This is a genomic window from Hymenobacter puniceus (assembly GCF_014333525.1).
In the GTDB taxonomy this organism is placed as follows: Bacteria; Bacteroidota; Bacteroidia; order Cytophagales; family Hymenobacteraceae; genus Hymenobacter.
In genome coordinates this window covers 442737-455149 of sequence record NZ_JACSCX010000004.1, presented here as the reverse complement: position 1 = coordinate 455149, position 12413 = coordinate 442737, and the positions used below count along the sequence as shown (strand labels likewise).

Below are 12413 nucleotides of genomic sequence, written 5' to 3'. Positions count from 1 at the left end.
TCAGGTAGCTGGCTGATCAGCCCGCCTCGCCCCGAGGGCTACCTGCTCGGGCAGTACGGTGTAAAAGCATGCCCTGCATTCGTTACCGCTTATGCTACCCAAGCGCTACGTCCTCGATTCCCGTATTTCTACGGGTACATCCGCTCATTTCGTTGATGCTATTCTGCAGCTGGGAGCCGCCCGCTGCTCGGCTTACGTGTGTTTTGCAAACGTACATATGCTGGTAGAGTCGCAGCGCGACCCGGGCTTTCGGCAAGTGCTTAATCAGGCAACCATCGCTGCCCCCGATGGCAGCCCGGTGGCCGCCGCAGTAGGCTGGTTTAATACAGGCCAGCAGCAGGCGCGCATTGCCGGCATGGACTTGCTACCGGCCTTGCTGGCTGAAGCCGCCCAGCGCCAGCAGTCGGTATATTTTTATGGTACCACGCCACGGGTATTGGAGGCAATGCTGGCCCGAGCCCGGCGCGAGCTACCCGAGTTGCGAATTGTGGGAGCTTATGCGCCGCCCTTCCGGCCGCTCACGCCCGAAGAAGACGAAGCGGAAACAGCCGCCATCAACGCCGCCGACCCCGATCTGTTGTTTGTGGCGCTGGGCTGCCCGAAACAGGAAAACTGGATGGCTGCTCATCGTGGCCGAATTAGGGCCTGTATGCTGGGCGTAGGGCAGGCCTTTCCGGTGTATGCCGGCCTGGAGCAGCGGCTGCCGCTGTGGGCCCGGCGGCTGTGGCTGGAATGGGCGTACCGCTTGTGGCTGGAGCCCCGCCGCTTGTGGCGGCGGTACCTGCTCACCAATTCCCGCTTTCTGTATCTGGTGACCCGTCGCCTGGTAGCCATGAGCGTGGGCCGGCCTGAAGCGCACGCAGTCTGCAACGAGTAGCAGTCTGCCTTGCCTTATATCGTGTGGTTCCATCCAGCTATACACGCGTCGGCCAACAAACAGCAAGTGTATACTGCTGAAGATTGTATATGGACTAAATGAATCTTTATTTGTTATTTATTATTATTTATTGATATAAATTGTTGGCAATATTATAAATATTGTTACCTTTCACTAGCCAGTATATTCATCAGCCACTATGCTTATGAATGCAGGTTATTTAGACTTCTCTCGGCTTGTCAGTTCTCTGAATACCAAACGTTTCCAAACCTGTTGCAGTCATGAAAGCGGTAATTCTGGCGGGGGGCTACGGCACCCGCATCAGCGAAGAAAGCGGCGTGCGCCCGAAGCCTATGGTGGAAATAGGGGGAAAACCTATTCTGTGGCACATTATGAAGATTTACGCGCATCATGGCATCCGCGACTTTATAATCTGCTGTGGCTACAAAGGCCATATGATCAAGCAGTATTTCTCTGACTACTTCCTGCATAATGCCGATGTGACGTTCCGGATGGACCGCAACGAAATGCAGGTGCACCGCAACAACACCGAACCCTGGAATGTGACGCTGGTGGACACCGGCCAGGAAACCATGACCGGTGGCCGCCTGCGCCGGGTGCGGGAGTATTTGGATGACAGCACGTTCTGCCTTACTTACGGTGACGGGGTAGGGGACGTAGACATTAGTGCCGCCGTGCGCTACCACCAGGAGCAGGGCGTGCTGGCCACGCTCACGGCCGTCCGGCAGCCTGGCCGCTTTGGGGTATTCAACCTGCACGATAGCGCCGACCGGATTGAGAGCTTCACCGAAAAGCCTGAAGGCGGCGAGACGCCGTGGATCAACGGGGGCTTCTTCGTGCTGGAGCCCAGCGTCCTCGACTACATTGATGACGACAGCACCATGTGGGAGAAAGCGCCAATGGAGCGCCTCGCCCGCGAAGGCCACCTGGCGGCTTTCCGCCACACTGGCTTCTGGCAGCCTATGGATACCCTCCGCGACCGGAACATGCTGGAAGAGCTCTGGCAGAAAAACCAAGCCCAGTGGAAAGTCTGGGATAATGCCCCGCAACCTGCTGCAGTGCCCGACCCCGTACTGGCCGAGATTATGGCCACGCCGGTGCAGGCGCCGCAGGGCCAGCGTGTAGCCGCGGCCACCGTGGTGCCCGCCAGCTAGCTGCCGCCTCCTCACTCCACATCCCACCAACCAATCAGCTCCTGCTCTACAGGGGCTGCAGGGCCTCTCTTTGCCCTACGAGCACTCTTTTCTGCCACACTTCTTCTGCTCTCCAATGAACCGCATCCTTATAACCGGCAATATGGGCTATGTAGGGCCCGGCGTGGTACAGCACCTGCGCCGCCAGTTTCCGCAGGCCGAGCTGATTGGCTACGACATGGGCTTCTTTGCGCACTGCCTGACCGGTGCTTCCCGGCTGCCGGAGTCACGGCTGGACCGCCAGCTTTTTGGTGATGTACGTGAGTTGCCTGCAGAGCTGCTGGACGGTGTCGATGGTGTCGTGCACCTGGCGGCCATCAGCAACGACCCCATGGGCCAGACTTACGAAGACGTTACGATGCAGGTAAACCACGAAGCTGGCATCCGGCTGGCCCGGCAGGCTAAGGCGGCCGGGGTGCGGGCGTTTGTGTTTGCCAGCTCCTGCAGCATCTATGGGGCGGGGGGCGAAGGGGCCAAAACAGAAACCTCCGCAGTGAATCCACTTACGGCGTATGCCCGCTCCAAGGTGCAGAGCGAGCTGGATTTGCGCCCTTTAGCCAATGACGAGTTCTGTGTAACCTGCCTGCGGTTTGCCACGGCCTGTGGCTGGAGCGACCGGCTGCGCCTGGATCTGGTCGTCAATGATTTTGTGGCCGGGGCTGTAGCGGCGGGTGCCATCAGTATCCTCAGCGACGGCACGCCCTGGCGGCCCCTGATTCATGTGCAGGATATGGCCCGGGCTATTGAGTGGGCCCTCGGGCGTGAGGTTAGCCAGGGTGGGGCCTTTCTGGCCATCAATACCGGTACCGACAGCTGGAACTACCAGGTGCGCGACCTGGCCCACGCCATTGCTAAGAGTATTCCGGGTACAGAAGTAAGTTTAAATGCTGCTGCCCCCCCCGACAAACGCTCCTACCGCGTCGATTTTAGTTTGTACCGCCGCCTGGCCCCCGCCCACCAGCCCCGGCGGACACTGCCCGATACCATTGACGAGCTGCGCGACGGTTTGCTGGCCATGAACTTCCGCGACGCCACATTCCGCACGTCGCAATTGATGCGGCTGCGGGTGCTCACGGCGCTGCGCGAAGCCGGTGAGCTAACCGACGAACTCAATTGGGCGCTGCCGACGGTGGTGCCTGGTCCCGCTGTCCTGGTCTGACCAAGCCTGGTTACTCTTGCCCAACATTCCACCGTTGCTACTCTTCCCAAATGGACTCTCGTATGATTTTCACTGAAACTGAGTTGCCTGGCGCTTTCATCATTGATGTGGAGCGCATGTCCGATGAGCGGGGCTTTTTTGCGCGCTCTTGGTGCGAAGATGAATTTGCCGCACATGGCATCCTCATGCCGCCGCTGCAGGCCAACGTCTCCTCGAACCCACAGCGAGGAACCCTGCGCGGCATGCACTACCAGCTGCCGCCGCACGAAGAAACCAAGCTGGTGCGCTGCACCCGCGGCGCCATTTACGACGTGATAGTGGACCTGCGCGAAGAGTCGCCAACCTACGGCAAGTGGCTGGGCGTGGAGCTGACTGCCGACTCGTTTCGGATGCTGTTTGTGCCGGGGCGCTTTGCCCACGGCTTCATCACCCTCACCGACCATACCGATGTGTGCTATCAGGTGTCGGCCAAATACGCGCCCGGAGCCGAGCGGGGCCTGCGCTGGAACGACCCCGCCATCGGGATTCAGTGGCCCCTGCAGCCCACCTTGGTGTCGGAAAAAGACCGGCAGCACCCTGACTTCCAGCTGAGAGTGCCGGAAGAGCTGGAAGTAATTAAAAATTGAGAAGTAAAAATGGCCTTCTCGAGCCGTCAGGGCACTCAGGCCGTCGGCAATTCTTAATTTTTAATGCTCAATTTTTAATTGAAAACGCATGCTAATCATTGATAAAGCTCTGGAAAAGCGGCAGCGCGACGGCAACCCGATTCGGGTTGGTATGATTGGCGCCGGCTTCATGGCGCGGGGCGTGGCCCGGCAGATCTGCCGCTACGTGCCCGGTATGGAGCTGGTGGCCATTGCCAACCGCACGCCCGACCGCGCCCGCGCTATCTTCGCCGAAGCCGGCGTGCCGGAAGTGCAAGAAGTGGCTTCGGTGGCGCAGCTGGAAGCCTGCATTGCGCTGGGCCGGCCGGCCATCACCGACGATGCGCTGCTACTGAGTTGCGCCGCCGGCATTGATGCCATTATTGAGGTGACGGGCGCCGTGGAGCATGGTGCGCAGGTGGTGCTGGAAGCCATCCGGCATGGCAAGCACATTATTCTGCTCAATGCCGAGCTGGATGGCACCGTCGGCCCTATCCTGAAGGTGTACGCCGACCGGGCCGGCGTCATCTACACCGTTTCGGATGGCGACCAGCCCGGCGTGACACTCAATCTGGCCCGTTTCGTGAAGGGCCTGGGCGTGACGCCGGTGCTGTGTGGCAACATTAAAGGCCTGCACGACCCGTACCGCAACCCCACCACGCAGGAAGGCTTTGCGCGGCAGTGGGGCCAGAACCCCAGCATGGTTACGAGCTTTGCCGACGGCAGCAAAATCAGCTTCGAGCAAGCCGTTATTGCCAATGCGCTGGATATGCGCGTGGCGCGGCGCGGTATGCTGGGCCCTACCGTAGCGCCGGGCACGCCTGTCAGCAAGGCCGCCGAGTGGTATCCGCAGGAGCTGCTGCTTGGTGGCGGCCCGGGCCTCGTCGATTATGTGGTGGGAGCCGAGCCCGGGCCGGGCGTATTTGTGCTGGGCACCGTTGAGGATGCCGTGCAGCAGCACTACCTCAAACTCTATAAGCTGGGCCCCGGCCCGCTCTACTGCTTCTATACACCGTATCACCTGTGCCACTTTGAAACCCCGACTTCGGTGGCCCGCGCCGTGCTGTTTCAGGATGCCACGCTGGCGCCGGCCGGCCCTATGCGGGTGGAAGTGGTGACGGCTGCCAAGATAGACCTGTTTGCCGGCCAGACCCTCGACGGCATCGGACACTACCACACCTACGGCCTGGCCGAAAATGCTGACATCACGGAGCGCGACAACCTGCTGCCCATTGGTGTAGCAGAGGGCTGCGTGCTACGGCATGATGTTCAGCGCGACCAAGTGCTAACCTACGACGATGTGGTGCTGCCCGAGGGCCGCCTGATTGATCAGCTGCGGGCCGAGCAAACGGCATACTTCGCCGGTGCCGTGGCCTCATTAACCGATCGGGCCCTGCCGCCTCCGGTGCTGCGGTAAGCTGCGTGCCAACCCCGGCCGTGCCCTCATTGCTGCTCTACTTGCTCTCTCCTCACTGCTACTATGAACAAGCTAACTGCTTATCCACTTGATGAAACTGCTGCAAGACAGCTTCGGTCAGCAGAGGCTACTGCGCTTACCGAAGCTGTGATGCCGGCTTCGGCCAGCCCGGTAGAGCCACCGGCCAGCCCGTGCCGCTTCTGTGGCGCTCCGCTCGATACTACATTCGTTAACCTGGGCACCTCACCGCTGTGCCAGCACCACGTGCGCCCGCACGAGTTCAACCGTGCCGAAGCGTTTTATCCGCTGCACGCCCGGGTGTGCCGGGAGTGCTTTCTGGTGCAGCTAGATGAGTTTGTGACTTCTGAGCAAATCTTCCAGAACGAGTACGCTTACTTCTCTTCTTACTCGGCCTCGTGGCTGCGCCATGCCAGCCGCTACACCGATATGGCTGCCAAGCGCTTCAGCCTGAACGAGGACAGCTTGGTAGTGGAAGTGGCCTCAAATGATGGCTACCTGCTGCAATACTTTGTAGCCAAGGGTATTCCGGTGCTGGGCGTGGAGCCAGCCCTCAATGTGGCGGAAGTGGCCCGCGCCAAGGGTATCAACACACTAGGTCAGTTCTTCGGGCACGACACGGCAGCCCAGATTGCCGGCACCATGGGCCAGGCCGATCTGCTGCTGGGCAACAATGTGCTGGCCCACGTGCCCGACATCAACGACTTCGTGGCTGGTATGCAGACGCTGCTCAAGCCCGATGGCGTTATCACAATGGAGTTTCCGCACCTGCTGCGCCTGATGGAAGGCAACCAGTTTGATACCATCTACCACGAGCATTTCAGCTACCTGTCGTTTTACACCGTGGAGCGCATCTTCGCACACCATGGCCTTACGCTGTTTGATGTAGACGAACTGCCTACGCACGGGGGCTCACTGCGCATCTACGCCCGGCACGCAGCATCAGATGCGTGGCCCGTAACGGCCCGAGTGACGGAGCTGCGGACGCGGGAGCTGGTGCTGGGTATCACAGAGCTGGCCTACTACGCCGACTTTGAGGAGAAAGCCAAGGAAACCAAGCGCAAGCTGCTCGAATTCCTGATTGACGTCAAGCGCGCCGGCAAAACAGTGGTGGGCTATGGGGCGCCCGGTAAGGGAAATACTCTGCTCAACTACTGCGGCATCCGCACCGACTTTCTGGAGTATACCGTGGATGTTAGCCCCCACAAGCAAGGCAATTTTCTGCCCGGCTCCCGCATTCCTATCTGCCACCCCGACCGCATCTTCAGCACCCGCCCCGATTACGTGCTGATTCTGCCCTGGAACCTGCGCGAGGAAATAATGGAGCAGATGAGCGGTATCCGGGAGTGGGGCGGGCAGTTTGTAGTGCCCATTCCGGAAGTACGGGTGTATGAATGAGGTGCTGGGCTGGTAGTAGAAAACGCCTGTCAGTCTACGCCCGCAAAAGCCCTGACCACATCAACCCGAATCATTTTTTATTACTTCTCTACTTCACCCTTGTGCTAGCCACCTCTGCGCCCTTCGTTTCAGCTGCGGCCCTGGTTTCGGCCGACGATATGCAGGCGTTGCTGCGCCGCCTGTTTCCAATCTGCCGGAGCATCACCGGCGACGGGGTGCGCGAAACGCTGGCTATTGTGCGCGAGTATTTGCCGGCGCTGCAGGTGCACGAGGTGCCCAGCGGCACGCCGGTGCTGGACTGGACCGTGCCGGCCGAGTGGAACATCCGGGAGGCGTGGGTGAAAAACGCTGCCGGGGAGCGGGTTATTGACTTTGCGCAGCACACCCTGCACGTGCTGGGCTACAGCACTCCAGTGCGGGGCTGGTTCTCGCGGCAGGAGCTGGACCAGCACCTGTATTCGCTGCCCGAGCAGCCCGACCTTATTCCGTACCGCACCAGCTACTACCAGCCCGCCTGGGGCTTCTGCCTGCCCCACCACAACCGGCTGCAGCTGCAGGACGACTATTACGAAGTGTGCATCGATAGTACCCTGGATGCCGCCGGCTCGCTAACGTACGGTGAGCTGCTGCTGCCTGCCACTGCGGCCGGGCCCGATGCTGGCGAAGTGCTGCTTTCGTGCCATTGCTGCCATCCGTCCCTGGCCAACGACAACCTGTCGGGGCTGGTGGTGGCTGTGGCACTGGCCCAGCAGCTGGCCGCGCTGCCGGAGCGCCGCTACGCATATCGGTTTGTATTTGGGCCGGGTACCATTGGCAGTATCACCTGGCTGGCGCTCAATCCTGATGCCATTGCCCGTATCCGGCACGGGCTGGTGCTTGCATTGCTTGGCGGGCCAGGGCACTTCACCTACAAGCAAAGCCGGCGAGGCAATGCACCCGTTGATGCCGTGGCAAACCTGGTGTTGGGCCGCCACGCTCCCGCATCCGAAATACGGCCTTGGCTGCCTTATGGCTACGATGAGCGGCAGTATTGCTCGCCAGGGTTCAATCTGCCGGTGGGCTGTTTGTCGCGCACGCCGTTCGGCGAGTTTGCTGAATACCACACCTCAGCCGACAACCTCGAATTCGTGCAGGCGTCGCAGCTACAGGAGTCAGTGGAGCTGGTGCTGCGCTTCTGCCAGACGCTCGACCACAACCGCTGCTACCGCAATCTGCAGCCCTACGGCGAGCCGCAACTGGGCCGCCGCGGCCTCTACAAAGGCGTGGGCGGCGGCACCGAAGGACAAGACTGGCAGATGGCGCTGCTGTGGGTACTCAGCCTCGCTGATGGCCAGACGCCGCTGCTGGATGTAGCCGCCAGATCGGGGCTGCCTTTCGAGCTGCTACACCGCGCCGCACAGGCCCTGGCCGCTACCGATCTGCTGGCCGTTGCGGCCCCCGAACCCGCTGCCTGGCCTTTCACCTGAGAGGTTCTGCCTCAGTACTTTGTAACGTCGCTCATGGAAACCACCTTCGTATCTCCGTCACCAGCCCTGGCTTCGCCACCTCTCGGGTTTGCGGCCTCTCAGGCACTGCAGGCCCGGTTCCATGCGGCTATTCCGGGAGGGGCACACACGTATGCCAAAGGCGACGACCAATTCCCAGAGCACATGGCGCCCTATATCGTGCGGGGCGACGGTTGCCGGGTCTGGGACGTGGATGGCAACGAGTTTATTGAGTTTGGGGCCGGGCTGCGCTCGGTCACGCTGGGCCATGCCTACGCCCCGGTGGTGGCCGCGGCCCGTCGGCAGCTGGAGCTAGGCGTGAACTTCGGCCGGCCGGCCGTGCTGGAACTGGAAGCCGCCGAAGACTTTCTGGAGTTCACACAGGCCGGCGACATGGTGAAGTTCACCAAAAATGGCTCTGATGCCACCAGTGCCGCCGTGAAGCTGGCCCGCGCCGCTACCGGCCGCGACCTGGTGGCTATCTGCCAGGACCATCCGTTCTTTTCCTGCGACGACTGGTTTATGGGCACCACACCATTGGCGGCAGGCATTCCGCAGGCGGTGCAGGCCCTCACTGTGGGCTTCCGCTATAACAACCTGGATAGCGCCCAAACGCTGTTTGCCACATACCCCGGCCAGATTGCCTGCCTGCTGCTGGAAGTGGAGAAAGACGTGCCCCCGGCGCCAGGCTTCCTGGCCGGCTTGCGCCACCTCTGCGACCAGCACGGTGCGGTGCTCATCTTCGATGAAATCATCACGGGTTTCCGCTGGCACAACCACGGGGCGCAAGGTTACCACGGTGTTCGGCCCGACCTCAGCACCTGGGGCAAGGCCCTGGCCAACGGGTTCAGTTTGGCCGCCCTGACCGGCCGCCGCGAACTGATGGAACTGGGCGGGCTGCACCACGCCCAGGATCGGGTATTTCTGCTTTCCACAACCTACGGGGCCGAAACGCATGCCCTGGCCGCCGCCCGTGCCGTGATGCACGAATACCGCACCCAGCCGGTGGTAGAGCACCTCTGGAGCGTAGGCCGGCAGCTGGCGGCAGGCTTGTACCAGGCCGCCTGCGAGCAAGGAGTGCAGGCCCAGGTGCAGGCCGTAGGGAAGCCCTGCGGCCTCATTTACACCACCCGCGACGCTGCCGGCCAGCACTCGGCCGCTCTGCGGACGCTGTTTCTGCAGGAAACCATGCGGCGCGGCCTGCTTATGCCGTCACTGATTGTCAACTACTCGCACACCCCGGCCATCATCAACCAAGTGCTGGAGCAACTCTACGAGGTGCTGGGCGTGTACCGCCAGGCACTGGAAAATGGTGTAGAGCACTACTTAGTGGGCGCCCCGGTGAAATCGGTGTACCGCACACGCAATTAGCCCGTGGTAGTTTCCATCTGCGCGTGCGGTAGCCCGTAGCCTGCTTCTGCTTATGTGCTTTCCGGCGTTTCTGACTGCTGATGTTGTATCCTATGTTGCGCATTCTGCTCCTGCATAATTTCTACCAGCAGCCCGGCGGCGAAGATGCCGTGTTCCGGGCCGAGCGGGACTTATTGCGCGCCCGCGGCCACCCGGTGGAAACGCTGGAATTTCATAATCAGCAGATTGGTCCTAGCCTGTGGGACAAGGTGAAAGCCGGCCTCCTGGGGTTTTATAACCCCGGCAGTGCACGCCGGCTAAGAGCTGCCATCCAGGCCTTTCAGCCCGATGTCATTCACATACACAACCTGTTTCCGGTGGCTTCGCCGGCTGTGCTGTGGGCGGCCCGCCAAGCTGGGGTACCGGTAGTAATGACGATGCACAACTACCGCCTTATCTGCCCCGGTGCGTTGCTGTACACGGGTGGGCAGCTGTATGAGAAAAGCGTGCACCGCCTGTTTCCCTGGGATGCTGTGCGGCGGCGGCTCTACCGCAATTCTATGCTCCAGACGGCAGCTGTGGCGGCCATTACCGGCCTGCACAAGCTGCTGGGCACGTGGCGGACCGGCGTGGCACGCTACCTCGTGCTCACCGAATTTGCCCGTCGGCGCTTTCTGGATTCTTCGTTGGGGCTGCAGCCCAGCCAATTGGCCTACAAACCCAATTTCCTCTCTGACCCAGGCGCGCCGCACCCTGGCAACCAGCGCGACGGGCACCTGCTGTTTGTAGGCCGCCTCTCGCCCGAAAAGGGGTTGCACACGCTGCTGACAGCAGCGGCTACTTATGCGCTGCCTCTACTGGTAGTGGGCGACGGACCTTTGCGGTCTGAGGTAGAAGCTTGTGCGGCTGCCGCGCCTTCGGTCCGCTACCTTGGGCCTGCCGATGCCACCGGAGTGGCCACTGCTATGCGCCGGTGCCGGGCTTTGGTGATGCCCTCAGAATGTGTGGAAGGTATGCCGATGGTAGTGCTGGAAGCCTTTGCCACCGGCACTCCGGTGCTGGCTTCGCGGCGCGGCGGCCCTGGCGAAATGGTGCAGTCGGGTGTCAATGGGCTGCTATTTGAACCCGGCGACGCCAAAGGCTTGGCGCAGGCAGCCCAGGCCCTGCTGGCAGATGCCGCATTAGCCAGCCACCTTGGTGCGGCCGGCCGGGCAACATATGAGGCACTCTATACGCCCGCCACCAACTACGCAATACTGCTGCGCCTGTACGAAGCCGTGGTAGCCGAAGCGCGTGGTACACAACTGACTACTGCCGCCACACCCGTGCAATACGAGCACGCCTGATGGACAGTGGGTTGAGTGTATCTGAAAGATTGGCTGCCTCTTGCTGATGCCTATAGTGGATAAAGGGGCTTGCAAGGGCAGTGAATATATAGAGTAATAAATTAAAATTTATTTATAAAAAATATGATAATAGTTTGTGAGGTGTGGTAGTTATGGTAAATTTAAAACGTGTGCTGCCAGGCCCTGATTGGTCTGTTGCAGTTTGTCGCCGAGTGTTCACTGCTTTGCCAATCCAGTTCATATGGAAACCCTAACGTATCCTTCTGCTCCGGTTTTATCTGAGCCGGAAAGTCTTGCCCCAGCCACTGTCGTTCAGCAGCCACCTACTCACCGCCTGTTGCATTTGCTGTGGGAACTGCGCTACTCCGGCGCCGAGGTAATGGTGTATGATGCCAAGGAATACTTCGAGTCGCGGGGCCTGCACGGGTCCATTGTAGCCCGTGGGCCGGAATTTGGGCCGTATGCCCCAACGCTGGCCCGGGCCGGCTACCCGGTAGAGCATTTGCCCGCCCGCCGCAACCTGGGCTCATTTATTGAGCTCTACCGGTATCTGCGCCAACATCCGGCAGATGTGGTGCACCTGCATCTGGAGGGCCTGTTTATCTGGCATTGCCTGGCCATCCGGCTGGCTTTTCCCAAGGCGCGCATTGTGCATACGCACCACGATGTGTATTTCCAATACGGGCCTTACCTGCGCCTGAAGCGCACGTTCCACCGCTGGCTGGCCACGCATGTACTGGATGTGCGGCACGTGGCTATTGGCGAGTCGGTGCAGACGGTGGAGCGTGAGCATTTCCACAATCCTACCACCATCGTCTACAACTGGATTGATGAAAACGAGTTTCGGCCCCCGACACCCGAGCAGATGGCTGCCGCACGCCAGGAAATAGGTATTGCGCCCGACGCCTTTGTGGTGCTGACCGTGGGAACCTGCAACGACAAGAAGTGCCACAACGAAATATTTGAGGCCGTGGCGCGGGTGAAGGACCGGTTGCCGAACCTGGTATTTCTGCACCGCGGCACCGGCGAAAACCTGCCCCAGGAACGCGCCTACGTGCAAAAACTGGGCATCGAGCAGCACGTAATATTTCTTGACTACATCGACTACCTGCCCAAAGTGTTCTGGGCTTCCGATGGCTTTATTTTTTCCTCACACTGGGAAGGCCTCGGCAATGTTATTCTGCAGGCCATTGCCTGCAAAGTGCCTGTTATTCTGTACGAAGGCTGGGGCATGAACGACTTTCGGCCCGACAACCCCGCCGAAAACTATGGCTTCTGGATCAACCCCGACACCGAGCGTTTCGATGAAGCGCTGCTGGAAATGCATGCCATGAAACAGGACGGGCGCCTGGAAGACTGGCGAACCAAGGCATTTGCCTTCTACAAAAAGAAGTTTTCCGCTAAAAAGTCACTTAGCCGCATGGCCGACCAGTACTTGTTATAGCAAACACCACTAGCACGCAAGTGTCGTCAACAAAAACGCCCGACCATACGGCCGGGCGTTTT

General features: G+C 60.4%; 10 protein-coding genes. All 10 read left to right on the top strand.

Annotation, left to right across the window (positions count from 1 at the left end; genetic code table 11):
* Positions 1 to 91 precede the first annotated feature (91 nt).
* The 10 genes from H8B14_RS14185 (at position 92) to H8B14_RS14140 (ending at position 12351) form a co-directional block, all read left to right on the top strand.
* Positions 92 to 877 carry a WecB/TagA/CpsF family glycosyltransferase gene (locus H8B14_RS14185; RefSeq protein ID WP_187316290.1) on the top strand — a complete coding sequence of 262 codons (786 nt, stop codon included), beginning with the start codon at positions 92 to 94 and terminating at the stop codon, positions 875 to 877.
* Between the two features lie 281 nt (positions 878 to 1158).
* Complete coding sequence (rfbF, locus tag H8B14_RS14180; protein WP_187316289.1) at positions 1159 to 2052, top strand: glucose-1-phosphate cytidylyltransferase; 894 nt, start codon at positions 1159 to 1161, stop codon at positions 2050 to 2052.
* A gap of 115 nt (positions 2053 to 2167) precedes the next feature.
* Entirely contained in the window at positions 2168 to 3250 is a 1083-nt protein-coding gene (locus tag H8B14_RS14175) for an NAD-dependent epimerase/dehydratase family protein (RefSeq protein WP_187316288.1), read from the top strand.
* Positions 3251 to 3312: 62 nt separating this feature from the next.
* Positions 3313 to 3876, top strand: a complete 564-nt coding sequence (rfbC, locus tag H8B14_RS14170) for a dTDP-4-dehydrorhamnose 3,5-epimerase (RefSeq protein WP_187316287.1) — start codon at positions 3313 to 3315, stop codon at positions 3874 to 3876.
* Between the two features lie 88 nt (positions 3877 to 3964).
* Positions 3965 to 5311, top strand: coding sequence for an NAD(P)H-dependent oxidoreductase (locus H8B14_RS14165; RefSeq protein WP_187316286.1), 1347 nt, complete (start codon positions 3965 to 3967; stop codon positions 5309 to 5311).
* A gap of 63 nt (positions 5312 to 5374) precedes the next feature.
* Positions 5375 to 6727, top strand: coding sequence for a class I SAM-dependent methyltransferase (locus H8B14_RS14160; RefSeq protein ID WP_261990021.1), 1353 nt, complete (start codon positions 5375 to 5377; stop codon positions 6725 to 6727).
* Between the two features lie 101 nt (positions 6728 to 6828).
* Positions 6829 to 8193, top strand: coding sequence for a DUF4910 domain-containing protein (locus H8B14_RS14155; protein WP_222840605.1), 1365 nt, complete (start codon positions 6829 to 6831; stop codon positions 8191 to 8193).
* 33 nt (positions 8194 to 8226) lie between these two features.
* Positions 8227 to 9582 carry a glutamate-1-semialdehyde 2,1-aminomutase gene (locus H8B14_RS14150; RefSeq protein WP_187316285.1) on the top strand — a complete coding sequence of 452 codons (1356 nt, stop codon included), beginning with the start codon at positions 8227 to 8229 and terminating at the stop codon, positions 9580 to 9582.
* A gap of 80 nt (positions 9583 to 9662) precedes the next feature.
* Positions 9663 to 10907, top strand: coding sequence for a glycosyltransferase family 4 protein (locus H8B14_RS14145; protein WP_187316284.1), 1245 nt, complete (start codon positions 9663 to 9665; stop codon positions 10905 to 10907).
* Positions 10908 to 11148: 241 nt separating this feature from the next.
* A complete protein-coding gene (locus H8B14_RS14140; RefSeq protein ID WP_187316283.1) occupies positions 11149 to 12351 on the top strand; it encodes a glycosyltransferase family 4 protein in 1203 nt (400 codons plus the stop codon).
* Positions 12352 to 12413 lie beyond the last annotated feature (62 nt).

Excerpts from the sequence above, each read along its gene's own strand:
- H8B14_RS14185 (WP_187316290.1), top strand. The coding sequence starts at position 92 with ATGCTACCCAAGCGCTACGTCCTCGATTCCCGTATTTCTACGGGTACA.
- rfbF (WP_187316289.1), top strand. The coding sequence starts at position 1,159 with ATGAAAGCGGTAATTCTGGCGGGGGGCTACGGCACCCGCATCAGCGAA.
- H8B14_RS14175 (WP_187316288.1), top strand. The coding sequence starts at position 2,168 with ATGAACCGCATCCTTATAACCGGCAATATGGGCTATGTAGGGCCCGGC.
- rfbC (WP_187316287.1), top strand. The coding sequence starts at position 3,313 with ATGATTTTCACTGAAACTGAGTTGCCTGGCGCTTTCATCATTGATGTG.
- H8B14_RS14165 (WP_187316286.1), top strand. The coding sequence starts at position 3,965 with ATGCTAATCATTGATAAAGCTCTGGAAAAGCGGCAGCGCGACGGCAAC.
- H8B14_RS14160 (WP_261990021.1), top strand. The coding sequence starts at position 5,375 with ATGAACAAGCTAACTGCTTATCCACTTGATGAAACTGCTGCAAGACAG.
- H8B14_RS14150 (WP_187316285.1), top strand. The coding sequence starts at position 8,227 with ATGGAAACCACCTTCGTATCTCCGTCACCAGCCCTGGCTTCGCCACCT.
- H8B14_RS14145 (WP_187316284.1), top strand. The coding sequence starts at position 9,663 with ATGTTGTATCCTATGTTGCGCATTCTGCTCCTGCATAATTTCTACCAG.
- H8B14_RS14140 (WP_187316283.1), top strand. The coding sequence starts at position 11,149 with ATGGAAACCCTAACGTATCCTTCTGCTCCGGTTTTATCTGAGCCGGAA.